Source organism: Erythrobacter aurantius (assembly GCF_023823125.1).
Classification (GTDB): domain Bacteria; phylum Pseudomonadota; class Alphaproteobacteria; order Sphingomonadales; family Sphingomonadaceae; genus Erythrobacter; species Erythrobacter aurantius.
Map to the genome: position 1 here is coordinate 2,811,142 of NZ_CP090949.1, position 25,020 is coordinate 2,836,161.

The window sequence follows — 25,020 nt, forward strand, 5'->3', positions numbered from 1 at the left end:
CCGCTTGATGTCGGCGGCGAACATGGGCCCGAAGCGGTTCCACCACAGCCGCACGGTCTCATGACAGACATCTATCCCGCGTTCGAACAGCAGATCCTCAACATTGCGTAAGCTCAGTGGATACAGAACATAAAGCATCACAACCATTCGGATGACTTCAGGTGATGAGTGGAAGTAGCGGAACGGATTCTTGGCTTTGTTCATCTGCTCCAGCTAGCAGCCAGGCCCATCCGCCGCCATCGCTTTGACAATGCCGGCGGTGGACATAGGGCCCCGCGCAGGCGCAGCCGCCGCGCGCCTGCACGCCGAAGCGGTCCGACAGGATGCGCGTGACGAGCTGGTGATGGACAAGGCCGCCCCTGCCGTCACGCACGCGGAACGAGACGATCGGGAGCATCGCATCGTGATCCGGCCCGAGGGTCTCGATCAGCGGGTTCGCGCGCCAGCGTTCGAGCGCCGCCCGGCGCAGCTTCTCGGCACGCGCATCCAGCCCGGCACGCATCATGCAATCGCGCACGATGATCGCGAGCGCGGCGCGGATGTCGGCGATGGCGTTGGGCGTCCCCGCCTCCTCGCGCGCGGCGAGATCTGCGAGGTAATCGTGGCTCTCCGGGGTGACGAAGCTCACCGTCCCACCACCGGGTGCCGAGGGCGTATCCATCATCACCGCCTCGCGTCGCACGACGAGCAGCCCGGAGGAACCCGGCCCGCCGACGAACTTGTGCGGCGAGGTGACGAGAGCATCGATATGGGCATCCGCCGCCGGGCGCATGGTCATGGGAAGATAGGGCCCGGCTCCGGCATAGTCCCAGATTACGCGCCCCCCATGCGCCTGCACCGCCTGCGAGACGGCGGCGATGTCGGTGAGCGCGCCGGTCACGTTCGATCCGGCCGAGAAGGCGGCGATGATGTGCCTGCCGGAGTGTTCGACAAGGCTCGCTTCGAGTTCGGCCATGTCGGGCCCGCCGGACGGGCTTTCGGGCAGTTCGATCACGTCTGCCATGCTCTCGCGCCATGGCAGGAGATTGGAATGGTGTTCGTAAGGTCCGACCAGCACCACGGGCCTGCGCCCTTCCGCATCGAGCCGGTCGGCGCCGAACAGGCGCACCAGCTTCTGGATGCCCGCCGTCGCGCCGGAACCGGCGAAGATGACCGCGTCTTCCTTGCCCGCCTCGCAGAACCGCGCGATCTCCTCGCGGGCGCAGCAGCGCAGGAGGTTAATCGAGCGCCCGCAGAACGAAGCCTGCGTGTGCGGGTTGGCGTAGACTGGAAGTACTTCTTCCATCACGAAGCGCTCGACCTGCATCAACGCACGGCCCGAGGCGGCGTAATCGGCGTAGATCATACGCACCGGACCGCACGGCCCTTCGAACACCAGCCCCTTGCCGATCACGTCTTTTGCCAGCGTGCCCGCAGCGAGCGCGGCCTCGATCCCGGCGCGGAAGGCATCGAAAAGCGAAAGCGCGGCGGCAGTGCGGGTGGGGGCTGCATCGATCATGCGAGGATAATCGCGCGGCCTCGATCAAATATCAGCACCTGTTTCGGGCAAAATCGGCTATGACGCGTGTCATATGACCACTGAAATCCTCGAAATCGACCGCATCGATCGAAAGCTCCTCGCCGCGCTGCAGGCCGATTCCTCGCTCAGCCAGCGCGCGCTCGCCGACAAGGTCGGCCTGTCGCAGAACGCCTGCTGGCGGCGGCTCCAGCGCTTGCAGGCGGAGGGTGTCATTCTCGGCCAGCGTGCCGAGCTCGACCTCGCCCGCCTCGGGCTCGATCTGGTTGTCATGGTGATGATCAAGACGCCGCACCATTCCAAGGACTGGGCCGACCGCTTCAAGGCCCATGTCGAGCGCCTTCCCGGCGTGGTCGACCTCTACCGCATTGGCGGCGAGTGGGATTACCTCATCAAGGTCGTCACCCGCGGCATCGCCGGATACGACCGCTTCTACCAGAACCTGGTCGACGGGTTCGACCTGTCGGTGGTCACCGGGCACTTCGTCATGGAGGAGATGATCAGCGCCAAGCCGGTGGTGCTGACCTGACGCGTGCTACGCTCGATTGTCCGCTTTCGAGATGTCATACCCACCGGTTCGATGGCTTTACCCGGCGCAAAGCGGTCATTGGCCAAGGTATCTCCACCACCCCGGCCACCGGACCTTATGCGGCGTGCGGGTGGCGTTCCAGATCTCGCGCTGTTCATCGTTGCTCAGCTTGCGGTCCCCGAGACGGGTAAGGGCAGCCTCGACGATCCACGGATTGAGTTCCCAGCGCACCCGCGCCTGGTCGGTCGGATACTTGAGCCGCGCGATCCCGAGGTCGCCGATTATCGCGTCCACTCCTGAGTCGACGCACTTCCAGATGATCCTGGTCGGACCGTTGCAGCTCTCGGGGTGAGCCGCCCGCGCGCCTTCGATCGCATCGAGCGAGGCTCGCGCCGCTGCACTGTCCCCGGCCAGTCCCTTTTGGGTCAACTGCAGAAGGAACGCCTCGGCGGCGGTCACCCGTCGCTCGCACCCGTCCTCGCGGATCGTGACCATCTGCCCGAGGACTGTGTCATAAGGCATCTCGCGTCTCCGGTTCCTCGGACGTCCGCGCGGATTGCCGGACTGGCCTTTGCGGAACCGGGTGGTCGCAGGCGGCTTCCGATATCCTATGGGGTCGGGCTCGCTCATGCGATCCGACCCCGCGGCCATTGCAGCATGTCAGGATCATTGGTGAAGAACCTGATCTGCTCGACATCCATTCGACTAAACTTCTTGCGGCCGGGCCGGCTGAGCGCTGCCTGTGTTGCCCACGCATTGACCTTCCAGCGATTGGGATGGTTGGGATCAGGGTCTGCAATGCCAAGAAGCCGCATCGCCTCGTTGGCGTTGTCGGCGCAGTGATGGATCACGGTCTCGATCGGGCGGGAGCGCGGCTTCGCCTTCTTCGCCAGCGCAGCCTCGCGTTTCTCGATCATCTTGAGGATCTTGCGGATCGCCATACGCTTGCCCGCGAGCGCATCCTTCAATGTCTGCTGCTGCAGCACCTCCTCAACCGTCAGTTCGCGCTCCTTGCCACCGACCGTTGTGGTAAGCCGCTTGTCGAGCACGATTTCGAACGCGGAGATGTTGGGTCGGCGCGGCTTGGGTGGCCGGCCTTTCGGATTGCCGGACTGACCCTTCTGGAACCGTGTGTCGCTCATGCCGCTGCCTCCGCTTCGTTTTCGCGGTGGATCAGCTCGGGCTCCTTGCCGGTGAGATCGCTCCAGCGCTGCATGGCGAGATCAACATAGGCCGGATCGATGTCGAGCCCGCGGAACCGTCTCCCCACCCGCTCGGCCGCGATCAGGCTGGTGCCCGAGCCAAGAAAGATGTCGAGCACGAGTTCGCCCTGCCTGGTCACGTCACAATATGCGTCAGCCACCATCGCCACCGGCTTGACGGTCGGGTGCAGTGCCAGGTCCTCGCGGCGCGAGCCCTTCATCGAGTTGACGCTCGGATAGTCCCAGACGTTGGTGCGGTTGCGACCGTGCTTGCCGAGCTCGACATTGTTGGTGTGCGCTGCACTACCCACGCGGTAGACGAACACCATCTCGTGCTTGGAACGATAGAGCGAGCCCATCCCGGCATTGCTCTTGTTCCACACACAGATGTTGAGGAGGTCATCGTAGATCCCGGAGACCGATGCAGTGACATCGTCCATGTGCCGCCAGTCCATGCACACGAAGTGGACCGCACCAGCGCGAGAGACCTTGGCGCAGGCACCGAGCGTGTCTGTGAGGAAGGTGCGGAACTCGCCCTCGCTCATCTCGCCCGAAGCCATCGCGAACTCACGGTGACGACCCTTGGCATTGGCATGGCCATTGATCTTCACGTTGTAAGGCGGATCGAGGAACGCGCAGTCGATCTCCTCGCCCTCGCCAACCAGACGCTTGAGGAACACGACATCGCGCCCATCGCCGCAAGCGACCCGATGCTCGCCAAGCTGCCAGATGTCGCCAGTCTGCACGCGCGGGTTCTCCGGCACCGCAGGGATCACCTCGTCATCGGGATCATCGCTCTCGGCCAACACCACATCGATCTCACCGGGGCTGAAGCCCGTCAGCCCAAGGTCTATGTCGATCTCGGGTAGCGATAGCTCAGCCAGTTCCAGCTTGAGTATCTCGGTGTCCCAGCCCGCATTTAGCGCGATCTTGTTGTCGGCAAGCCTGAGCGCCCGCTTTTGCGGCTCGCTCAACCCATCGAGCGCGATGACGGGGACCGCCGCCAGACCCATCTCCTTCGCTGCGCGCAATCGGCCGTGCCCCGCGATGAGGTGGCCATCCGGATCGGCGAGTATCGGGTTGGTGAACCCAAACGCGCGGATCGACTGCGCGATCTGTTCGATCTGCCTTTTCGAGTGCGTGCGCGCATTGCGCGGGTCGGGGACGAGCTCGCCTGGGGCCTTGTAGACCACTTCGAGCGTGCGATCGGCAGAGGGGGCTGCCGCCGGGGAGAGGTTGCTCATAAGTGGAACATATCAGGATCACCTTTGGAATCGAAGATCACTACGCACGGCTTATGCACAGGCGGTGGATAGGTGCATTTCGACTGGACTGTACCCTCATTGAGAGCATTGGTGTGACTCGCGCCCGGTGAGCCGGGCTTGTCCCGGTAGCGGCGGCCATCCCGGCCACTGCACGAACCGGAGACAGACATGACCAGCACAACCACAACCAAGAAGCCGGCAACCAAGCTCGACACGCTTGAGAAGCTGCTCAAGCGCAGGAACGGCGCGAGCATAGCCGAGATGACAAAGGCGACCGGATGGCAGCAGCACTCGGTGCGCGGCGCACTGGCGGGCGCAATGAAGAAGCGCGGCCACACGATCGCATCGGAGAAGATCGACGGCACGCGACGTTATCGCATCGTGGAGACATCCGGTGAGTGATCGGGTTGAGATGCTCGTCGCCGAGATTGAGACGCTCGACCTTGAAGGCCTGCGCATTCTCTGGAGGGAGCGCTACGGCGCCCCTCCACCGCTGCGTTCCGAACCGATCATGCGACAGATGCTGGCGTGGCGTGTTCAGGCGCAGGCATCGGGCGGACTGGATGCTGAGACCCGCAAGGCGCTTGCCCGCTCGGGCCCCGTCCAGCCCGAAGGCAAACACCTCGGTGTCGGCGCACGGCTTACTCGCATCTGGAAGGGCCGCGAGGTTACCGTGGTGGTCGAGGAGAAGGGGTTTCGCTGGAATGACCAGCTATTCCCCAGCCTCTCGGCTGCCGCTACCGCGATTGCGGGCACACGCTGGAACGGACCGCGGTTCTTCGGGCTAAGAGACGGTTGATGGGCAGCAAGACAAAGCGCTGCGCGATCTACACCCGCAAGTCTTCCGAGGAAGGTCTCGACCAGTCGTTCAACAGTCTCCACGCCCAGCGCGAGGCCTGCGAAGCCTATGTCCTGAGCCAGACGAGCGAAGGCTGGGAGGCACTTGCCGACCACTACGATGACGGCGGGTTCTCTGGAGGTAACACCGATCGGCCGGGATTGCAGGCGCTACTCGCCGATATCGAGGCAGACAGGATCGACATCGTGGTCGTCTACAAGATCGACCGGCTCACCCGCAGCCTTGCCGACTTCGCCCGCATCGTCGAGATTTTCGAGAAGCACGAGTGCAGCTTCGTCTCGGTCACCCAGTCGTTCAACACCACCGGCTCGATGGGCAAGCTGATGCTCAACGTGCTGCTGTCTTTCGCGCAGTTCGAGCGTGAGGTCACAGGCGAGCGCATCCGCGACAAGATCGCCGCATCCAAGGCCAAGGGCATGTGGATGGGCGGTGTTCCGCCGCTGGGCTATGATCCACCGACAGACGGATCGAGGACGCTCAAGGTCAATGCAGGCGAAGCAGAGCGCGTGCGCCACATCTTCGCTCGTTATCTTGAACTGGGCTCGGTTCATGCGCTGCAGCGCGACCTCGAGGCGAACGGCATTCATTCCAAGCTCCATGTCACCGCCAAGGGGCGCAGGATGGGCGGGCTGCCGTTCAGTCGCGGCGCGCTGTTCCACCTGCTGCGCAACCGGGTCTATCTGGGCCAGATCACCCACAAAGGTGAGGTCTACGAAGGCGAGCATGACGTGATCGTAGACACTCATCTGTTCGATCAGGCGCAGGCCAAACTCGATGCGCAGGTGAGGCGGCATCGCACCAAGGCCACCAGCCGCAGCATCAAGGCACCGCTCACCGGCAAGCTGTTCGATGCCGCTGGCGAGCCGATGAGCCCAACCACCTCGCGAGGGAAGTCGGGTCGGACGTACCGCTACTACGTATCGGCCTCACTCCAGCAAGGCTCGCGACCAACTGATGCCGAACTCGTGCAGCGCGTGTCGGCGCCAGAGATCGAACGGATTGTTGCAGGCGCGATGCTGCGATGGGTCCCTCAGACTGGCGATCCGTTGGCGAACCTCAACTCTGTCTGCATCAGTAAGCGAGGGTTGCAGGTCAGCATTGGCAATGTGTCTGCTGCCAAACTCTCCGCGCGGCTAGGCGATGAGGAGACCATCATTGATCGCACCTCCGACTTGATCACCATCCTGTTGCCGATCCGGTTTGCAACGCGCGGCAGCAAGCAGAAGATCGTGCCAGCTGCATCGAGGCCGCCACAACCCGATCCAGTGCTGATCGCTGCTCTCAGAAAAGCGCACGCCATGCTGCGCACTGAACGGAGCTTTCCGGTCTTGGATGCGTCGCCAGGCTCACCCTACGATCGCAACATCCTGCGGCTCGCCTTCCTCGCGCCTGACATCCAGCGCGCAATCCTCGAAGGGCGCCAGCCGCTTCATCTCAACCTCGAGACGATCAAGAAAACAGCGATCCCGCTGGCCTGGTCCGAGCAGCGCAAGGCGCTGGGATTTGGCGAAGCGAACACTGCCTGTTCTGCTGAGTAAACACCCTGATACCGGCCATTAAAGCCCCTGTTACAGGCGATTAAATTCCCTGTTCCGTCGAAGAACAGGGAAACCCCGATTCTGGGCGCGTAAGACACGGAAAAGTCGTGGGTTTATCTTGGCAACGCACTCAGGATTCGCCCGAAATCGCCTGTTTTGGGCCTCAAATTTGCAAAATTCCCTGTTCTTCCCCTGCTAAACAGGGCAATCCGCCCAAACCGAACCGATGTTCGCAAGGCCAGAGACGGTGCCTCGAAATGGTCCCTGATACGGCTCCAGAGACAGCTCGAATGATGCGGGTGTTAAGGATTAGGACGCGAAAACCCTCCTGTTTCCGGCGGTTTGCGAAGGTCCCTGAAACCAGAGACTAGTGCTGGGGGTGGGTGGCGGAGAGGGAGGGATTCGAACCCTCGATACGGTTACCCGTATACCGCATTTCGAGTGCGGCGCATTCGACCTCTCTGCCACCTCTCCGCGTAGATGAAGCGCAATAGCGGGTAGCAAGGCCACCCCGGTCGGATTGCGAGCGCGCCCGTTAGCCTAGTGCCCGGCGCTTGCCAAGACCTCTCTTGGGACAAAATGCGTGCATATCTCGCAGCCTGCATGCCAATTCCCTTGTTTTGGCGGCCAGCACGTCCATATTTCGACGTATGGAACGCGCTCACTTTTTCTCCAATCAAGCCGGACGCACCATCAACGCACCCCGCCTCTCGCGGAGCCGCTTCGGGATTGGTGATGTTGTGCGGCACAAATATTTCGATTTCCGCGGTGTGGTCTTCGATATCGACCCGGTCTTCGCCAATAGCGAGGAATGGTATCAGTCGATCCCGGAGGAAATCCGCCCGCCGCGCGATCAGCCGTTTTACCACCTGCTCGCGGAAAACGACGATTCGAGCTACGTCGCCTATGTCAGTCAGGGCAATCTGATCGCTGATGCGAGCGGTGGGCCGGTGGATCATCCCAGAGTGGCCCAGCTGTTCGAGCAATTCAGGGACGGGCGCTATCGCATGCGCCGGTCGTTGACGCACTAGGTCAAGCGAACTGCGCTTGGGGGAGCGCAATCCATGTCCAGCAATCCGCAATTCACCCATGGCTCCGTCCGCCAGCGCCTTGAACTCGCGCTGACACATGAAATGCGCGATGGCGAGGAAGTCGCCTGGCAGGCAATGAAGCTGGCCCGGATTGAGCCGAAAGGTTTTGCAATCTGGCTGTTTGCGATTCCCTGGACGGCATTCTCACTGTTCTGGACCGCGATGGCATCGCTGGCGACAGTCGCCACGGACGATTCCGTCGGGATCCTCGGTTGGGCTTTCCCGCTGTTCGGCACACCCTTCATCCTGATCGGGCTCGGCATGCTGGCAATGCCTTTCGTACCCTATTTCCAGCGCGGAAGAATCCTGTTCGCGGTGACCAACCAGCGTGTGCTGCAACTGGAAATGGGCCGCGATCTGACGGTCAAATCGATCCCTGCCAGCCGGATTGGCGATATCGTGCGAAGGGAAAGCGGCGACGGCACCGGATCCGTCGAAATCGCGCTGTCCGGGGCGATCATGGGCGTAAATGGTCGCCGTACCACCGAGATGACCCTTGGCCGGGTTGACGACATTCGAGGCGCCTATGCGGCGGTACTCGAATTGAGCCAGCGCGATTAGCTTTTCAGCTTCCAACCCGATTTAAGCACCGCGTAAACCGCAATTGCGATCGCAATATTGAGCGCGCCCAGTCCTGCGGCGGCAATCACAACGTCACCGTGCGATCCGATGTCGCTTTCGCCAAGGAAGCCATAGCGAAAGCCCGAAATCACATAGAAGAACGGATTGGCGCGGCTCACCGCCTGGAACGCCGGCGCGAGGTTTTCGATCACGTAAAACGTGCCGGACAACAGCGACAGCGGGGCGATGACGAAATTGGTGATCGCCGCGTTGTGATCGAATTTTTCCGACCACACCGATGTCGCAAGGCCGAGCAGCGCCAGCAGGATTGATCCCATCAGTCCAAACCAGATGATCGCCCAGAGATGTTCGATTGCGAGGCTGACGCCGGGCCACAAAACCATCGCCAGCCCCACGGTGCAGCCCACGGCAATGGCGCGGGTCACGGCTGCGGCGACGATGCCTGCCATCAATTCGCCCGACGACAGCGGCGGCATCAGCAAGTCGATGATTGTCCCCTGGATCTTGCCCGAGAGCAGCGAAAAGGACGAATTGGCAAAGGCATTCTGCATCATTCCCATGACGATCAGGCCCGGCGCAACAAAGCTGGCGAACGGGACGCCCAGCACTTCGCGCCCTTCACGGCCCAGCGCGACAGTGAAGATGACCAGAAACAGCAGCGTCGTTACTGCCGGCGCCCAGATCGTCTGCGTCTGCACCTTGAGAAACCGCCGCACCTCCTTCATATAGAGGGCGAACAACCCGATGCGGTTGACGCCGGTGATGATTGGCTGTCCGCGCGGGGAAAAACGGGTGTTCCCCCCGGTGTCTTTCTGTATGGGAACAGGGTTTGCTGAAATCTCTTCTGCCATGATTGGGCGCGTAAGCCCTCTGGCATGATGTGACAAGCTGCCTATCTTGGGGCAGACGGTCGTTGGCCGAACGGAGAACGGATTAACATGAGTTGGACTGATGAGCGGATCGCTACGCTCAAGAAGATGTGGGAAGGCGGCGCGACTGCCAGCCAGATCGCCGAGGAACTGGGCGGGGTCAGCCGCAACGCGGTGATCGGCAAAGCTCACCGGCTGGGCCTGAAATCACGCCCTTCACCGGTCAAGGCGAACGACAAGAAGAAGCCGGCGAAGAAACCGGCGGCCAAGCCTGCGCCCGCTGCGAAGAAAGCGGCACCACCCGCGCCCAAGCCGTCGCCAAAGCCTGCTGCTGCCGAAAACGAAAGCGCGCCGGAAGCACCTGTGGCCAAGGCGGATACGGCACCGGCGAAGGACGGCAATTCGCAGCCCATGCCCAACCCCACGCCAGATCTTCCAAAGATCGTTTCGGTCGGCCCCGGCGGGTTCCTGCGCCAAGGCCCGGGCGACCAGCAGGCACCGATTCCCCCTGCTCCGCCGCGGCGGCTGGTTCCGGCCAAGCCAAGCCCTGAAATCGCCGACAAGACAAGCCTGCTCGATCTGTCGGACAAGGTTTGCCGCTGGCCGATGGGCCATCCGGGCGAACCCGATTTCCATTTCTGCGGAGAAACGGTGAACCCCGGTTTCCCCTATTGCGTCGAACATTGCGGCCGGGCCTATCAGGCACAGCTTCCGCGTGGTGCGCGCCGTCCCCCACCGCCGCTTCCTTTCGGCGGGCCGCGCGTCCGCTGACCTATTGAATGACCGTTCCCGCCCGGCCAGCGCCCGCGATGGCGCAGCCGGGTGGTTTTCTGTTTCCAGGAACCAGAGACACGCAGGAGTTCACTCATGCGCATCACCCCTTTCTTTGTCGTTTCGACTGCCCTGGGACTCTCATTGCCCTCGGCAGCAAATGCCGCCCTGCCCGAACCGGTTCGCGACCTGATCGACGCGGCTGTCGCCACCGGCGACGAAGCAAAGGTGCAAACGGTGATCGACCTTGCGCTGACGACCAACCCTGACGACGCGGTGGAGCTCGAGACGATCCGCGCCTTTGTCCTGGCGGAGCTGGCCGCGGCAAAGGCCGCCGAAGAGCAGGAGAAGCAGGAAGAAATCAGGGCCGCCGGACTGTTCGAAAACTGGTCTGGCAAGGGCGAATTCGGTGCATTTCAGGCTACCGGAAACTCCTCCAACACGGGGGTCACCGCCGGGCTGACGGTTCAGCGCGACGGGATCAACTGGCGTCATAATCTGACCGCGAGGGTCGATTACCAGCGCGCAAACGGGGTGACCACGCGCGAGCAATTCCTCGCCCGCTACGAACCCAACATCAATATCTCCGACGATTTCTACGTCTACGCACTGGCGCAATATGAGCGCGATCGGTTTCAGGGGTTCTCGGGCCGATATGCGGTTTCAGGCGGCATCGGCTATCAGGTGCTGGACGAAGAGGACATCCAGCTTTCGGTGAAAGCCGGCCCCGCGTACCGCGTCACCGAATTCGTCGACGGTCGCAGCGAAAGCCGGATCGCCGGACTGGTGGGGGTCGATTTCGACTGGAGCATCACCGATCGGCTCAAGCTTACGCATGACACCAATGCTGTCGCCGAAACCGGCGGGTCGGCGACAGTCATCATCGATTCGAGCAACACCAGTCTCGATCTCGTCACCGGGCTGAACGCCAAGATCAACAGCAGCCTTTCGGCGCGGCTGTCCTATGCGATCGAATACGACAGCAACCCGCCTCCGGGCGCGGTGCAGACCGACACGCTAAGCCGCATCACGCTGATCTACGATTTCTAGGCGGATTTTGCCGCGAACCAGATGGTGTGACGCGGCCCCTTGTTGTTGGGGCGCGCCCGCACTTCCTGCACGTCCACGTCAAAGCCCGCCTCTTTTACGCGGCGGGTAAATTTGTGATCGGGCGCGGCTGACCAGATCGCAAGGATTCCGCCCGGCTTCAACGCTTCGCGAGCCTTGGCAAGACCGGTGCGGGTATAGAGACGGTCGTTGGCATCGCGCACCACGCCATCGGGGCCATTGTCGACATCGAGCAGGATCGCGTCGAACTTGTTGCAGGTGCCGTCATTTGCATCGTCGATCAGCGCCGCGACATCGCACAGGATGATTTCGCCTTTGGGATCGTCGAGAGTGTCGCCGGTCAGATGCGCCAGCGGACCTTTCGCCCAATCGAGGATTTCCGGCACAATTTCCGCGACGATGACCTGCCCCCGCTCAGGCAGTCGTTCCAGCGCAGCGCGATAGGTGAAGCCCATGCCATAACCGCCGATCAGGATGCGCGGCGCGGGCTTCGACAGCCGGGCAAGCGTCAGATGCGCAAGCTGTTCCTCGGAAAAGCGCATGCGCGTACCCATCAGCTCATCCCGGCCCAGCATGATGATGAAATCGCTGCCGTGGCTGACGAGGGTCAGTTCCTCTCCTTGAGGGATCTGCGCTGTGGCGATGGTTTCGCGGGGAAGCATGGCGGGTTCTCCAAACAATCAGGCCGCCCGGATCGCTCCAGGCGGCCTGCTGAGTTCCATTACGAAGGAAGGATTAGTCCTTCAGGAAGTCGGGCATCGCTGCGGGGCCGTCATTGCCGCCATCGCGATTGCCACCGCGACCACGACCGCCACCACGCGGGCCACGGCGATCGCCGCCACGGCCACCGCGATCACCACGATCGCCGCGCGGCTTGTCACCACGCGGTTCGCGCGGCGGACGGGTGTCTTCCAGCTCTTCGCCGGTTTCCTGGTCAACCACACGCATCGACAGGCGGACCTTGCCGCGGTTGTCGATTTCGAGAACCTTGACCTTCACTTCCATGCCTTCGGAGACGACATCGGTCGGCTTTTCGACGCGCTCGTTCTTCATTTCCGACACGTGGACGAGACCGTCCTTGCCGCCCATGAAGTTCACGAATGCGCCGAAATCGACGATGTTCACGACCTTGCCGTTGTAGATCTTGCCCACTTCCGGCTCTTCGACGATGCCGAGGATCCAGTTCTTGGCCGCTTCGATCTCGTCAAGGTTCGAGGACGAGATCTTGATCACGCCTTCGTCATCGATGTCCACCTTGGCGCCGGTTTCGGCGACGATCTCGCGGATCACCTTGCCGCCCGTGCCGATGACGTCGCGGATCTTCGATTTGTCGATCTGGATCGTCTCGATGCGCGGAGCATGCTTGGAAACCTCGGTGCGGGCACCGGTCAGCGCCTTGGCCATTTCGCCAAGGATGTGCGCACGACCGGCCTTTGCCTGCTCCAGCGCCTTCGCCATGATTTCCTTGGTGATGCCGGCAACCTTGATGTCCATCTGCATCGTGGTGATGCCGTTTTCGGTACCGGCGACCTTGAAGTCCATGTCGCCAAGGTGATCTTCGTCACCGAGGATGTCCGACAGGACGGCAAATTCATCGCCTTCAAGGATCAGGCCCATAGCGATGCCGGACACCGGACGCTCGATCGGAACGCCTGCGTCCATCATCGACAGACAGCCACCGCACACGGTCGCCATCGAGGACGAGCCGTTGGATTCGGTGATGTCCGACAGGATGCGGATCGTGTAGGGGAAATCCTCATGCGTCGGCAGCACCGGGTGCAGCGCGCGCCATGCCAGCTTGCCGTGGCCGATTTCACGACGGCCCGGCGCGCCAAAGCGGCCCACTTCACCAACCGAATAGGGCGGGAAGTTGTAGTGCAGCATGAAGTTCGAATACGACAGGCCTTCAAGACCGTCGATCATCTGCTCAGCGTCCTTGGTGCCCAGCGTGGTGGTGCAGATCGCCTGCGTTTCACCGCGGGTGAACAGCGCCGAACCGTGTGCGCGCGGCAGGAAGCCGACGATGCTTTCGATCGGGCGGACCTGATCGAGCTTACGCCCGTCGATGCGCTGGCCGTCCTTAAGGATGGCGGTGCGCACGATGTCGGCTTCGAGCTTCTTGACCAGCTTGTTGGCGACCATCGCGGTCTGGCCGTCGGCATCGGCATAATGCGCCTTCGCCTTGGCACGCGCTTCGTTGAGCGCGTCCGAACGCGCCGACTTGTCGGTCAGCTTGTAAGCGGCGGCAATATCGTCACCGATCAGGCCCATCAGTTCGGCCTTCATCGCGGACTTGTCGTCCGAAGTGTCGATTTCCCACGGGTCCTTGGCAGCCTGTTCGGCCAGCTCAATGATCGCGCCCACGACGTTCTTGATCTCGTCATGCGCGAACATGACAGCGCCGAGCATTTCTTCCTCGGTCAGTTCCTTGGCTTCGGATTCGACCATCATCACCGCGTCATGCGTTGCGGCAACGACGAGATCGAGGCGGCCTTCTTCGAGAGCCTTGTCCTGCTTCGGGTTGAGAACGTATTCGCCGTCGATGAAGCCGACGCGGGCAGCGCCGATCGGGCCCATGAAGGGAACGCCCGAAATGGTCAGCGCGGCAGAAGCCGCAACCATTGCAACGATGTCGGCTTCGGTTTCGCCGTCAAACGACAGGACCTGGCAGATAACGTTGATTTCGTTGTAGAAACCTTCAGGGAACAGCGGACGGATCGGACGGTCGATCAGGCGGCTGGTGAGCGTTTCCTTTTCGGTCGCGCCGCGTTCGCGCTTGAAGAAGCCACCCGGAATACGGCCAGCTGCGGAGAATTTTTCCTGATAGTGGACGGTGAGCGGGAAAAAGTCCTGCCCGTCCTTCACGCTCTTTGCAGCGGTGACCGCGCAAAGAACAACAGTTTCGCCATAAGTGGCGAGGACCGCGCCGTCAGCCTGACGGGCAATACGGCCGGTTTCCAGAGTGAGGGTTTTTCCGCCCCACTCCAGCGATACGGTTTTCGTGTCGAACATGAATATTCCTTCTGAACCCGCGCGGCCACATTGCCGGGCGGGGCCTGCAATTTCCGGGGATACCGTCCCGGTCCGGTGCGGGGCCATTGTGCCCCTAGGCCCCTTCACCGAATTGCGAAGGATGCCGATCTGATTGCGGCGCTCTAGCAGAATGCGAACGCCAGATAAACGAAGCGGCCCGATCAAGGGCCGCCCCGGTGAAATTCTTACTTACGCAGACCCAGCTTCTGGATCAGGGCGTTGTACCGCTCCACATCCTTCTTCTTGAGGTATGCGAGCAGATTGCGACGCTTGTTGACCATCATCAGCAGGCCGCGACGCGAATGGTTGTCCTTGTGGTTGGACTTGAAGTGCTCGGTGAGGTTGCGGATGCGCTCGGTGAGGATCGCGACCTGGACTTCCGGGCTGCCCGTGTCGCCTTCGATGCGGGCGTTGTCCTTGATGATCTCTTGCTTCTTTTCGGCGGTAACCGACATGACTTTTCTCTCTTACTCTGCGACATCGGGAAGGTTGAAACCCCTGACGACTTTGGCCGTCCCATCCATGATCTCCACCAGCGCGACCGGGACATTGCCCAGTTTCGCAAAGTAAAGCCCGGATGATTGGGGCAATCCAGACAAGACCCGGCCCTGGCGGACCGCCTGCGCGTCTGTCTGGGAGAGGGAAAGGGCCGGGATGTCGTCCAGCCCTGCCTCCAACGGCAGGAGTAGGTCAGATAGTTGCGCGCCATTAGCGATTTCGTTCAACTTGTCCAGCGAAATCGCCTGTGCCTCGGTGAAAGGACCGGCCTTTGTGCGACGTAGATAGGTGACATGACCGACAGTTCCAAGGGCGCGCGCGATATCCCGTGCAAGAGAGCGGATGTAGGTGCCCTTGGAGACTCGCACAGAGAGCGTCGCATATTGCTCGCTTGCGTCAAACTCGCCGACAAACCCCTCTTCGATGTAGCGCCAAGGCCCTACCGTGACGCGACGTGTCGGCAAATCGACATTCTCACCCGCTCTTGCACGAGCATAGGATCGTTTTCCATTAACCTTGAGGGCAGAAAAGGCTGGTGGAACTTGATCGATCGTACCTGTGAATTGCTGCTCGACAACAGTTTCTACCGGGCCAAACCCAGGTTGCACATCAGAAGTCGCGACAACCTCGCCCTCGGTATCCAGCGTATCAGTCTCCCGGCCAAACTGGATCGTGAACTCATAAATCTTGCTCGCATCGAGCATCCGCCCGGCAAGCTTTGTCGCCTCTCCGAGCGCGATCGGCAGCACCCCTTCAGCCAGCGGGTCGAGAGTGCCGCCATGGCCGACCTTGGCTTTGGCATAGCCACCTTCGCGCAAGACCCGCTTGACCGCGCCGACGGCCTGCGTCGAACCGAGGCCGCGCGGCTTGTCGAGGATGATCCATCCGTTCGGGGCGGGTTTCTTTTCGCTCATATCCCCTGCCCCCTAGCCAAACCGCCGCGCTTTCGCCAATTGCTTATGCTGCGATGCAAAAACATTACGATCTGCTCATCATCGGCGGCGGCATCAATGGCGCCGGGATCGCTCGCGATGCGGCGGGGCGCGGCCTGTCGGTGTGCCTTGTCGAGAAGGACGATCTCGCCAGCGCCACCTCCAGCGCCTCGACCAAGCTGGTGCACGGCGGGCTGCGGTATCTGGAGCACTACGAATTCCGCCTGGTGCGCGAAAGCCTTATCGAACGCGAGCGGCTGCTCGGCATCGCGCCGCACATCATCTGGCCGCTGCGCTTCGTCCTGCCGCATGACAAGGGGTTGCGGCCCAAATGGATGCTGCGGCTGGGTCTGTTCCTCTATGACCATATCGGCGGTCGCAAACTCCTGCCGCCGACCGAGACGGTGGACCTTCGCGCGGCGCCGCACGAGCAGGTGCTGGAAGACAGGTTAGTCACCGGCTTCGAATATTCGGATTGCTGGGTCGAGGATTCGCGTCTCGTCGTGCTCAACTGCATGGATGCTAAGGAGCGCGGGGCGGACATCCTCACTCGCACCGAATGCGTCAGGCTGGATCGCTCAGTCGATCATTGGACCGCAAGTCTCCGGGGCGATGACGGCGAATGGCAGATCACCGCCAACACAGTGATCAACGCCGCCGGGCCGTGGGTCGATACCGTGCTGGGCCGCGCCTTGCCGGATGAGCGACACGAGAACCTGCGGCTGGTCAAAGGCAGCCACCTGATCTTCCCGCGCCTGTTCGATCATGATCGCTGCTACATCTTCCAGAACCGCGACAATCGTATCGTCTTTGCAATACCTTACGAACGAGATTTCACACTGGTTGGCACCACCGATGTGCTGTTCGAAGGTGATCCTGCGGGGATCGACATATCGGATGCCGAAGCGCGCTATATCTGCGATGCGGTGAACGAATATCTGCGGGTGGACGTGTCTCCCGATCAGGCCGTTGCCAGCTACGCCGGGGTGCGTCCCCTGTACGAAGACAAGGCCGCATCGAATTCCACCGTCACCCGCGATTACCAGTTCGAACTGGATCGTGACGGCCCGCCAATCCTCTCGATCTTTGGCGGCAAGCTCACGACCTATCGCAAGCTTGCCGAGCATGCGCTTGAAAAGCTTGACCTGGCGGGTTCCTCATGGACTGCGGACCAGCCTCTCCCCGGCGGCGATATCGCCCCGGACGGCTTCGATGATTTCGTGACCCGGCAATGCGCGGCATACCCGTGGCTTCCAGAAAAAGCAGTCCTGCGGCTCGCCCGCGCCTATGGCACACGGATGAACGCCATTCTGAACGGGGCGCAGGGTACAAATGATCTCGGCGCGCATCTGGGCGGCGATGTCTATGCGGCAGAGCTGGAATATCTCGCAGCGCAGGAATTCGCCCGCACGGCAGAAGACGTGCTCAAACGCCGATCAAAACTGTATTTGCACCTGACTGATGACGAACAGGCGCGTATCGAAGACTGGTTTGATCGCGCGGACTAGCCCCTGATGAAGGGCGAGGCGATCGCGTCGGCGATCCCGATGTAAAAGCGCATGGCCCATTCGAGTACCGGCAGCACCGTCACCTCAAGCCAGCCGGTTCCGAACATCCAGCTGTATCCGATCACCGCGAAGATCAGCACGATCCCGTATCGCTGCAATCGTTCCCACTGGAACCGCAGCCGCGCCGGCAACAGCCCTCCGACGAGGTGCGACCCGTCAAACGGCGGGATCGGCAACAGGTTGAACAGGCCAAGGAAGATGTTGATCAAGAGGAACATCGTCAGCGCCACACCGACGGTGTTGTCATCGGCAAGGATACTCTGGCCCGCAAAGATGCTGAGGACGCCGATCAACACCGCGCCCAGCCCTGCGAGGATGAAGTTGATGCCTGGCCCCGCCGCTGCCACCGCCATCATGCCGAAACGCGGATTGTTCAGGCGGTACTTGTTCACCGGCACCGGCTTGGCCCAGCCAAAAGCGGGCGCTCCTGCCAGCAACAGCACGCCCGGAACCAGCAGGGTTCCTACCGGATCGACATGGCGCAGCGGGTTCAGCGTCAGCCGCCCGCGCTCGCTGGCGGTGGGATCGCCCAGCGCCTTTGCCATCATCCCGTGCGCGACCTCGTGAAACACGATGGCCACGATCAGGCACGGGATCAGCAGGATGATGAGCAGCGCGGTGTCGGTCATATGCGGTTGCACATAGGAAGCGCTGGGGCGCTAAACCAGTGTCACGCCTTCAATGCCGCGCTGAAATGCTTGCGGCAGAGCGCGACATAGCGATCATTGCCGCCGATTTCGGTCTGCGCGCCCTGCTTCACCGCGCTTCCATCCTCGGTCACGCGCAGGTTCATCGTCGCCTTGCGACCGCAGTGGCATACTGCCTTCAACTCGACGAGCGTATCGGCAATGCCAAGCAGCACCGCCGATCCGGGGAATAGCGCGCCCTGGAAATCGGTGCGCAGACCATAACACAGCACAGGGACACCCAATTCATCGGCCACCGCAGCCAATTGCCAGACCTGTTCGGGGGTGAGGAACTGCGCTTCGTCCAGCAGCACACAATCGAGCGGCCCCTGCGCCTTGGCGGCGCTGATTTCTACGAGCAGATCGGTATCCGGGCGATAGAGATGCGCCCCCGCCTCCAGCCCGATCCGGCTGCGCACCATTCCCTGAGAGCGGGTGTCGAGCTCTGCCGTCCACAGCATCGTCGCCATGCCGCGCTCGCGATAGTTGAAATCGGCTTGCAGCATGGTGGTCGATTTGCCCGCGTTCATGCTGGAAAAATAGAAATACAGCTTGGCCATCTGCGATGCCTAACCGCCCCGGATGAAACGCGCCAGATGCCTGTTGATTAATCGGTGTGACAGGCAAGCTGCGCGATGCTAGCCATTCGCATTATTGATTTGAGCAATCGGGGATCAGACATATGGCATCGGCCGCAGACGCGACCAAATCGAACGAAGGCATGACCGGCTTTCTCGGCTGGATCGAACGCCACGGAAACAAGCTGCCTGATCCGGTCTTTCTGTTTTTCTGGCTGATCTTCATTCTGGTCGCGATTTCGGTGATTGCGGACGTGGCCGGGCTTTCGGCGCTCCACCCGACCGAGATTGATCCCGATACCGGGGCGGCGAAAGTGATTGCCGCAAAGAGCCTGCTGTCACCCGAAAACATCCAGAAACTCTGGGTGGAAATGCCCAAGACCTTCACCCATTTCCACCCGCTCGGCTATGTTCTGGTGGTGATGCTGGGCGCAGGCGTGGCGGAGCGTTCGGGCCTGTTCGGAACTGCGATGCGCGCCGGTGTGCGCGATGCGCCAAAGGCTTTGCTCACCCCGATCATCGTGCTGGTGGGGATGATGGGCAACCTTGCGGCCGATGCGGCCTATGTGGTGCTGATCCCACTCGCAGGCATCATATTCCACGCAGCCGGTCGCCACCCGATTGCCGGGATTGCCGCGGCCTTTGCGGGGGTTTCCGGCGGGTTTTCGGCCAATTTGCTGCCCGGCCAGCTTGATGCCCTGCTGTTCGGTATCACCGAAGCGGCGGTGGAGACCGTGTTTGGCGATTTCACTGCCAACATCGCGGGCAATTGGTACTTCATTGCCGGGATGACCTTTGTCTTCTTGCCGGTGATCTGGTTCGTGACCGACAAGATTATCGAACCCAAGCTGGGCAAATGGAATCCTGAGCGGGCCGGAAACATGGCCAGCGACGAAGACGGCGATCGCCCCCTGAGTGACGCCGAAAAGCGCGGCCTTGCCTATGCCGGCCTCGCTGTCGTGTCCGTGGTCGCACTGTGGATCTTGATGACCTGGGGGCCGGGTACGCCGCTGATCAATGAGGAGGCGGAACTGGAAAGCGCGCGTCTGACGCCGTTTTACCAGAGCCTTGTCGCAGGGTTCTTCGTACTCTTCCTGCTGGCAGGCTGGGCCTATGGCAAAGGCGCCGGGACCATCGGCGATCACCGCGATCTGGTGAAGATGATGTCGGGCGCGATGGAGGATCTCGCGTATTACCTCGTGCTTGCCTTTGCCGCCGCGCATTTCGTGGCGATGTTCGCATGGTCGGAACTGGGCTTGATCCTTGCGGTGAATGGCGCGGATTTCCTTGGCAGCACCAATATGCCCGCATGGGCGCTGCTGGCTTCGATCATCCTCGTCTCCGCGCTGCTCAACCTGTTTGTCGGATCGGCCAGCGCGAAATGGGCGCTGATTTCGCCAGTGATGGTGCCGATGCTGATGTTGCTCGGCATTTCGCCTGAAATGGGGACGGCGGCCTATCGCGTGGGCGATGGGGCGACCAACATCATCACGCCGCTGATGGTGTATTTCCCGCTGATCCTGATCTTCTGCCAGCGCTGGGACAAGGATTTCGGCCTCGGTTCGCTGGCCGCAGTCATGCTGCCGTTCTCGATCGGCCTGCTGGTTTCCGGCTTGGCGCTCACGATCGGCTGGGTCGTGCTCGACCTGCCGCTGGGGCCGGGGGCGAGCGTGTTCATGGAGGTGCCGACAGCAACCGCCCCGCCCGCAATCCAGCCCGCAAACTGAACCGTTCGGCGGGAGATTGCAGAAATTCGGAAACCTGTTGCGCTGGATACAGGTTGTATGTGGTAAGGAGTGCCGATGAAAAGCTGGTTGCGCCCGATACTGCTGTCCATTCTGGCGGTTTCGCTGCCGGTGGGTACGACTGCGCAATCAACCGCTTCGGCGACGGCTCCGGCACCCGCACAAACCGCAGCGACAATCAACTATCGGCTCGACGCGAGCGCCAGCAATGTGTCGGCTCGGGTGCCGTTCTTCGGCCTCGCCAGCAAGACGGCACGCTTTCCCCGGATGCAGGGCGCTGTCAGCATCGTCCCCGGCGCGCCCGAACGCGCGGTGATCGACGTGACTTTCGATGCCGTCGCAATCGAGGCACCCGACGAAACCACACTCCAACGTCTTCGCGGCGAGCGGTTCTTCTGGGTTGAACGCTATCCCACGATCCGGTTCGTCGGAAGGTCGCTGCGGATGACTTCGGCGACGAAGGGCACCGTCCGGGGCGAATTGACCGCGCGCGGCGTGACTCGGCCCGAAACGCTGAGTGTCGAGTTCGAGACCGATCCGGCCAAGGCAAGCGGGGTTGCCATCACCTTTACCGGAGAGATGGAGATTGACCGGCGCAATTACGGGATGAAAAGCTATCAGCTCATCGTCGGCAACAATGTCGATATCAGGCTGAGGGCGCGCATGGTGCCGCGTTGAGCCTGACCTGACGGGGAACTATTCTTCCTCGTCACTGCCCAGATCGCGGGCAACCTTGGGATCGCGCAGCAGCGCCTCGATCCGGTCGGCTTCGGCAAAGCTTTCATCCTTGCGGAACTTCAGCTTGGGCGCGAATTTCAGGCCGAGACGCTTGGCCACTTCGCGCTGAAGAAAGGCGGTGTTCTGCCGCAAGGCATGGACGACCTCATCATCCCCCGCACCCAGCAGCGGCTTCACATAGGCCGTCGCATGCCGCAGATCGGGCGTCATCCGCACCTCGGTGACGGAGATGTTCGACGCGCTCACCACCTCGTCGTGAACTTCCTGACGGGCGAGCAATTCGGACAGGATATGGCGCACCCGTTCGCCCACCTTGAGCACGCGAACCGAAGCCTGTTCTGCGGTGAATTCTTGTCGCTTTGCCATGTCGTTCAAACCTCTTTGCCCGCCCCTATCAGGCTTGCGAGCTTCTTGCCAATCCGCCCTGCACATCCTTGACATTAAGTCGCAATTGCATAGATACGCCATCTCCTAGTTACCAATGCAACCAGATGGTGATCCCTATGAAAACCTTCACTTCCATCCTTGTTGCGGCAGCTCTCATCGCCCCTTCGATGGCAGCTGCGCAGCGCCACACCACCCCCGGCACCGCTGAGCGCCACGCCCAGAACCTGGCCGCAGCCAAGGGCGAAACCAAAGGTGAACGTGATGCTTCACAGATCGCCCGTGACGATCAGGATGACCGCGAACGCCGCGTTCCTGCAGCCAAGGCAGGCAAGGTCAACACTGCGGCCCCGGCAGCCCGCGACGGTGCAACCGGCTAATCTGACGCAAATTGTCGGAAACCAAATGGAGCGGCAGGCGATGGGCAGACCATCGCCTGCCCTTTTCATTTCGGCCTTGCCGGCTTCAGCCCATTCCGGTTTCGGTAGGCGACGGGCGCGGAGTGGGGATCGCGGTTGAGGTTGAGCGGGCGTAAACCGTGCCATCCTCTGCCAGCAATTCGCCTTCGAGGAATACGACCCGGCGACCGGCCTTCACCACCCGGCCCTTGCCGATCACGGTCGCCCCTTCTGGGATCAGGCGGATCAGCGTCATCGAGATTTCGAGATTGAGCGGTGCCATCTCGCCCCCGGTGGCGGCGACAAAGGCATAGCCCATCACATCGTCGAGATAACCCGCGATCAGGCCACCTTGCACCCCGCCCCGCCAGGTGCACATCTCGCGCTTGACGGTGAAACGCATGGTCGCGGTTTGCGTGGCTTCATCAAACGAGACGAATTGCGAACCGAGTAGCGCCGTGTGGGGCGAACCGCTCGCGTCATCGGGGAAATATGCAGCCATGTCAGCCATGATCACCAGTCAGTTTGGGGACCCGAAGGGCGGGAATCGAACCCGCCAGACCTCGACCTGTCGATCAAAGCCCCCGCCGACCGGGACTGGGCCAGAATTCAACCTACCTCCAGCGTCCGCTCACGCAGTTCGACTTCGAAGATTTCGAGGTTGTCGCCTGCCTTGATGTCGTTGGTGTCTTCCAGAACCACACCGCATTCCAGGCCCGCGCGGACTTCGTCCACGTCGTCCTTGAACCGCCGCAGCGAAGCGATGGTGGTGGCCGACACGATGACATCGTCGCGGGTGAGACGCGCGTGGAGCCCCTTGCGGATGACCCCGTCGAGCACCAGCAGACCGGCTGCCTTGTCCTTCTTGCCAGCGGGGAAAACCTGCTTGACTTCGGCACGGCCAACAACCGTCTCGATCCGTTCGGGGCCAAGCTCGCCCGCCATCTCCTTCGCCACCTCTTCGGTGAGGTGATAGATGACATCGTAATACATCATCCGAACGTTATCGCGCTTCACCAGATCGCGCGCCTTGGCATTGGGACGCACGTTGAAGCCGATGATCGGTGCGTTCGATGCCGCGGCAAGGTTCACGTCGGTTTCGGTAATCGCGCCGACACCGGCATTCAGCACGCGCACCTTGATCTCGTCAGTCGAGATGTTGTGCAGCGCATTGACGATGGCTTCGACCGAACCTTGGACGTCGGCCTTCACCACCACCGGCCATTCGATCACGTTCGACTTCAGATTGCTGAACATCGTGTCAAAGCTGGTGGGTGCAAGCGCAGTGCGCTTCTCGGTCGCCTTCTGCTGGCGGAACGAGGCGACTTCGCGGGCGCGCTGTTCGTTTTCGACCACGGTCAGCTGATCCCCGGCTGACGGCACGCCACCAAGGCCCAGAACCTCGACCGGCATCGACGGCCCGGCTTCCTTGATCTGCTTGCCGCTGTCATCGACGATGGCGCGGACACGGCCCGACTGGGTGCCGACCACAAAGGTATCGCCACGCTTCAGCGTGCCGCGCGTGACCAGCACCGTCGCGACCGGGCCACGGCCCTTGTCAAGCTGCGCTTCGATCACGGTTGCTTCGGCATCGCGGTCAGGGCGCGCCTTGAGTTCGAGCAGTTCGGCCTGGAGCGAGATCGCTTCGAGCAGCTTGTCGAGGCCCTGGCCGGTCTTGGCCGAAATCTCGACATCCTGCACATCGCCCGACATCTGTTCCACAATCACTTCGTGTTCGAGCAGACGGTTGCGCACATTGGCCGGATCGGCCTCCGGCTTGTCCATCTTGTTGATCGCCACGATCATCGGGACGCCAGCGGCCTTGGTGTGATTGATGGCCTCGATCGTCTGCGGCATGATGCCGTCGTCAGCAGCCACCACCAGCACCACGATATCGGTCACGTTTGCACCGCGCGCGCGCATTTCGGTGAATGCAGCGTGGCCCGGCGTGTCGAGGAAGGTGATCTTCTGCTTGTCCTTCGTTGTGACCTGATAGCTGCCGATGTGCTGGGTGATGCCGCCGGCTTCGCCCTTGGTCACATTGGTGCCGCGCAATGCGTCGAGCAGCGAGGTCTTGCCGTGATCGACATGGCCCATGATCGTGACGACCGGCGGGCGCGGACGCAGCGTTTCTTCGGGATCGACATCCTCTTCGGTCTGGATGTCGACATCGCTTTCGGAAACCTTGGTGATGTTGTGGCCGAATTGTTCGACCAGCAGTTCCGCCGTGTCCTGATCGATCGTCTGGTTGACGGTGACCATCATGTCGAGGTTGAACAGTTCCTTCACCAGATCGGCGCCCTTTTCGCCCATCCGCTTGGCCAGTTCGCCCACGGTGATTGCTTCGGGCACGACCACGTCGCGCACCTGCTTTTCGCGCGGCTTGGACGAACCACCGCCCTGCATCCGCCGTTCTTTCTCGCGCGCACGCTTCAGTGCGGCGAGGCTGCGCGCACGGCGGCCTTCATCCTCGTTCAGCGCCTTGGTGACGGTCAGCTTGCCCGAACGGCGCTTGTCCTTGCCGCCGCCGGTTTCTTCCTTGGGCGCGCGCTTGTCGTCCTTCTTCTTCTTTTCCGGACGCTTGGGTTCAGGCCGGGCAACCGGGGTGAACTTGCGCGGAGCGGGCGCAGGGCCGTCGCCGCTGGAGCTGTCCGCTTCTTCGGTCTCAGGCTCTTCCGCCGGAGCTTCGGCTGCGGCCTTGGCTTCTTCTGCCGCGCGCTTTTCAGCTTCTTCGCGGGCTTTGCGATTGTCCTCTTCGCGGCGCTTGGCCTCCTCGGCCTCCTTGCGGGCGCGTTCTTCGTCACGCTTGCGCGCTTCCTCGGCGAGCCGCAGGCGCTCTTCCTCAGCCTCGCGCTGAAGCCGCGCGACGCGTTCTTGAGGGGTTTCGCCAGCCGGAGCCCGCGCGGGCGCCTTGGCCGCGGCGGGTTTCTTGGCAACGGGAGCCGGTGCCGGTTCGGGCGCAGGGGCCGGGGTGGGTGCAGGCGCAGCCTCGGGTGCAGGCGTTTCGCCTGGTTTTACGAGCTTGCGGCGCCGCTTCACCTCGACCGCAACCTTGTTGGTGCGGCCATGGCTGAAGGTCTGCTTGACCTCACCAGCATCGACCGCCCTCTTCAGGCCCAGCGGTTTACGGGTGCGCTTTTCTGTGTCGTCGCTCATGCTTGCTCGTTTGT

Annotated in this window: 26 protein-coding genes and 1 tRNA gene; 12 read left to right on the forward strand and 15 right to left on the reverse strand. The window is 61.9% G+C overall.

From position 1 onward, the window contains the following. Nucleotides 1-157: 157 nt before the first annotated feature. Complete coding sequence (locus L1K66_RS13455; protein ID WP_252258315.1) at nucleotides 158-1,498, reverse strand: aminotransferase class V-fold PLP-dependent enzyme; 1,341 nt, start codon at nucleotides 1,496-1,498, stop codon at nucleotides 158-160. Between the two features lie 73 nt (nucleotides 1,499-1,571). Here L1K66_RS13455 and L1K66_RS13460 point away from each other — a divergent pair, with 73 nt between their 5' ends. After that, nucleotides 1,572-2,045 carry an Lrp/AsnC family transcriptional regulator gene (locus L1K66_RS13460; RefSeq protein ID WP_252258316.1) on the forward strand — a complete coding sequence of 158 codons (474 nt, stop codon included), beginning with the start codon at nucleotides 1,572-1,574 and terminating at the stop codon, nucleotides 2,043-2,045. A gap of 75 nt (nucleotides 2,046-2,120) precedes the next feature. On the opposite strand, the gene L1K66_RS13465 is transcribed toward L1K66_RS13460, so the two are convergent. From L1K66_RS13465 to L1K66_RS13475, 3 genes are read right to left on the reverse strand one after another with little or no spacing between them, the layout of a single operon-like run. Continuing rightward, nucleotides 2,121-2,696, reverse strand: coding sequence for a DUF5681 domain-containing protein (locus L1K66_RS13465; RefSeq protein WP_330221235.1), 576 nt, complete (start codon nucleotides 2,694-2,696; stop codon nucleotides 2,121-2,123). Next, nucleotides 2,672-3,187 (reverse strand): DUF5681 domain-containing protein, encoded by a 516-nt coding sequence (locus tag L1K66_RS13470; RefSeq protein ID WP_252258318.1) that lies wholly within the window; start codon nucleotides 3,185-3,187, stop codon nucleotides 2,672-2,674. Before L1K66_RS13470 ends, L1K66_RS13465 begins: the two co-directional genes overlap by 25 nt. Continuing rightward, on the reverse strand, nucleotides 3,184-4,491 hold the full coding sequence (locus tag L1K66_RS13475; protein ID WP_252258319.1) for a site-specific DNA-methyltransferase: 1,308 nt from the start codon (nucleotides 4,489-4,491) through the stop codon (nucleotides 3,184-3,186). Before L1K66_RS13475 ends, L1K66_RS13470 begins: the two co-directional genes overlap by 4 nt. A gap of 189 nt (nucleotides 4,492-4,680) precedes the next feature. Between L1K66_RS13475 and L1K66_RS13480 the strand changes: the two genes are divergently transcribed. Genes L1K66_RS13480 through L1K66_RS13490 form a run of 3 tightly spaced genes read left to right on the forward strand, consistent with a single transcriptional unit; the run spans nucleotide 4,681 to nucleotide 6,909 of the window. Further along, entirely contained in the window at nucleotides 4,681-4,914 is a 234-nt protein-coding gene (locus L1K66_RS13480) for a DUF3489 domain-containing protein (RefSeq protein ID WP_252258320.1), read from the forward strand. Then, complete coding sequence (locus tag L1K66_RS13485) at nucleotides 4,907-5,311, forward strand: DUF2924 domain-containing protein (protein ID WP_252258321.1); 405 nt, start codon at nucleotides 4,907-4,909, stop codon at nucleotides 5,309-5,311. Before L1K66_RS13480 ends, L1K66_RS13485 begins: the two co-directional genes overlap by 8 nt. Beyond that, nucleotides 5,311-6,909, forward strand: coding sequence for a recombinase family protein (locus L1K66_RS13490; RefSeq protein WP_252258322.1), 1,599 nt, complete (start codon nucleotides 5,311-5,313; stop codon nucleotides 6,907-6,909). Before L1K66_RS13485 ends, L1K66_RS13490 begins: the two co-directional genes overlap by 1 nt. Before the next feature lie 384 nt (nucleotides 6,910-7,293). Here the strand turns inward: L1K66_RS13490 and L1K66_RS13495 are convergent. Then, nucleotides 7,294-7,383: transfer RNA gene (locus L1K66_RS13495), tRNA-Ser, on the reverse strand. A gap of 176 nt (nucleotides 7,384-7,559) precedes the next feature. On the opposite strand from L1K66_RS13495, the gene hspQ reads away from it, so the two are divergent. Next, the gene (hspQ, locus tag L1K66_RS13500) at nucleotides 7,560-7,940 is read left to right on the forward strand and encodes a heat shock protein HspQ (RefSeq protein ID WP_252258323.1); all 381 of its coding nucleotides are present in this window, start codon (nucleotides 7,560-7,562) and stop codon (nucleotides 7,938-7,940) included. 33 nt (nucleotides 7,941-7,973) lie between these two features. Further along, nucleotides 7,974-8,561 carry a hypothetical protein gene (locus tag L1K66_RS13505; RefSeq protein WP_252258324.1) on the forward strand — a complete coding sequence of 196 codons (588 nt, stop codon included), beginning with the start codon at nucleotides 7,974-7,976 and terminating at the stop codon, nucleotides 8,559-8,561. Here L1K66_RS13505 and L1K66_RS13510 read toward each other — a convergent pair. Then, nucleotides 8,558-9,433 (reverse strand): ABC transporter permease, encoded by an 876-nt coding sequence (locus tag L1K66_RS13510; protein WP_252258325.1) that lies wholly within the window; start codon nucleotides 9,431-9,433, stop codon nucleotides 8,558-8,560. The two genes, L1K66_RS13505 and L1K66_RS13510, sit on opposite strands and share 4 nt — an antisense overlap. A gap of 87 nt (nucleotides 9,434-9,520) precedes the next feature. Between L1K66_RS13510 and L1K66_RS13515 the strand changes: the two genes are divergently transcribed. Both L1K66_RS13515 and L1K66_RS13520 read left to right on the forward strand, forming a co-directional pair. Continuing rightward, entirely contained in the window at nucleotides 9,521-10,222 is a 702-nt protein-coding gene (locus tag L1K66_RS13515; RefSeq protein ID WP_252258326.1) for a GcrA family cell cycle regulator, read from the forward strand. A 96-nt stretch (nucleotides 10,223-10,318) separates the two neighbouring features. Further along, on the forward strand, nucleotides 10,319-11,272 hold the full coding sequence (locus tag L1K66_RS13520) for a DUF481 domain-containing protein (RefSeq protein ID WP_252258327.1): 954 nt from the start codon (nucleotides 10,319-10,321) through the stop codon (nucleotides 11,270-11,272). Here the strand turns inward: L1K66_RS13520 and L1K66_RS13525 are convergent. The 4 genes from L1K66_RS13525 to truB form a co-directional block, all read right to left on the reverse strand. Further along, entirely contained in the window at nucleotides 11,269-11,952 is a 684-nt protein-coding gene (locus L1K66_RS13525; RefSeq protein WP_252258328.1) for a spermidine synthase family protein, read from the reverse strand. The genes L1K66_RS13520 and L1K66_RS13525 overlap by 4 nt on opposite strands. Before the next feature lie 73 nt (nucleotides 11,953-12,025). Next, entirely contained in the window at nucleotides 12,026-14,302 is a 2,277-nt protein-coding gene (gene pnp, locus L1K66_RS13530) for a polyribonucleotide nucleotidyltransferase (protein ID WP_252258329.1), read from the reverse strand. 206 nt (nucleotides 14,303-14,508) lie between these two features. Then, entirely contained in the window at nucleotides 14,509-14,778 is a 270-nt protein-coding gene (gene rpsO / locus L1K66_RS13535; protein WP_034955041.1) for a 30S ribosomal protein S15, read from the reverse strand. 12 nt (nucleotides 14,779-14,790) lie between these two features. Then, the gene (gene truB, locus L1K66_RS13540; RefSeq protein ID WP_252258330.1) at nucleotides 14,791-15,735 is read right to left on the reverse strand and encodes a tRNA pseudouridine(55) synthase TruB; all 945 of its coding nucleotides are present in this window, start codon (nucleotides 15,733-15,735) and stop codon (nucleotides 14,791-14,793) included. 53 nt (nucleotides 15,736-15,788) lie between these two features. On the opposite strand from truB, the gene glpD reads away from it, so the two are divergent. Next, a complete protein-coding gene (gene glpD / locus L1K66_RS13545) occupies nucleotides 15,789-17,261 on the forward strand; it encodes a glycerol-3-phosphate dehydrogenase (protein WP_252258331.1) in 1,473 nt (490 codons plus the stop codon). Here glpD and L1K66_RS13550 read toward each other — a convergent pair. After that, complete coding sequence (locus L1K66_RS13550; protein ID WP_252258332.1) at nucleotides 17,258-17,950, reverse strand: site-2 protease family protein; 693 nt, start codon at nucleotides 17,948-17,950, stop codon at nucleotides 17,258-17,260. The two genes, glpD and L1K66_RS13550, sit on opposite strands and share 4 nt — an antisense overlap. Nucleotides 17,951-17,991: 41 nt before the next feature. Beyond that, complete coding sequence (locus L1K66_RS13555) at nucleotides 17,992-18,567, reverse strand: thymidine kinase (RefSeq protein WP_252258333.1); 576 nt, start codon at nucleotides 18,565-18,567, stop codon at nucleotides 17,992-17,994. 122 nt (nucleotides 18,568-18,689) lie between these two features. Between L1K66_RS13555 and L1K66_RS13560 the strand changes: the two genes are divergently transcribed. Both L1K66_RS13560 and L1K66_RS13565 read left to right on the forward strand, forming a co-directional pair. Next, complete coding sequence (locus L1K66_RS13560) at nucleotides 18,690-20,312, forward strand: AbgT family transporter (protein WP_252258334.1); 1,623 nt, start codon at nucleotides 18,690-18,692, stop codon at nucleotides 20,310-20,312. Between the two features lie 75 nt (nucleotides 20,313-20,387). Further along, nucleotides 20,388-21,008, forward strand: coding sequence for a YceI family protein (locus tag L1K66_RS13565; protein ID WP_252258335.1), 621 nt, complete (start codon nucleotides 20,388-20,390; stop codon nucleotides 21,006-21,008). Between the two features lie 18 nt (nucleotides 21,009-21,026). Here the strand turns inward: L1K66_RS13565 and rbfA are convergent, their stop codons facing one another. Further along, a complete protein-coding gene (gene rbfA, locus L1K66_RS13570) occupies nucleotides 21,027-21,434 on the reverse strand; it encodes a 30S ribosome-binding factor RbfA (RefSeq protein ID WP_252258336.1) in 408 nt (135 codons plus the stop codon). Nucleotides 21,435-21,571: 137 nt separating this feature from the next. On the opposite strand from rbfA, the gene L1K66_RS13575 reads away from it, so the two are divergent. Next, nucleotides 21,572-21,832, forward strand: a complete 261-nt coding sequence (locus tag L1K66_RS13575; protein WP_252258337.1) for a hypothetical protein — start codon at nucleotides 21,572-21,574, stop codon at nucleotides 21,830-21,832. Between the two features lie 85 nt (nucleotides 21,833-21,917). On the opposite strand, the gene L1K66_RS13580 is transcribed toward L1K66_RS13575, so the two are convergent. Together L1K66_RS13580 and infB are read right to left on the reverse strand one after the other, a co-directional pair. Beyond that, nucleotides 21,918-22,361 (reverse strand): PaaI family thioesterase, encoded by a 444-nt coding sequence (locus L1K66_RS13580; protein WP_252258338.1) that lies wholly within the window; start codon nucleotides 22,359-22,361, stop codon nucleotides 21,918-21,920. 98 nt (nucleotides 22,362-22,459) lie between these two features. Continuing rightward, nucleotides 22,460-25,006, reverse strand: a complete 2,547-nt coding sequence (gene infB, locus L1K66_RS13585; protein WP_252258339.1) for a translation initiation factor IF-2 — start codon at nucleotides 25,004-25,006, stop codon at nucleotides 22,460-22,462. Between the last annotated feature and the right edge of the window lie 14 nt (nucleotides 25,007-25,020).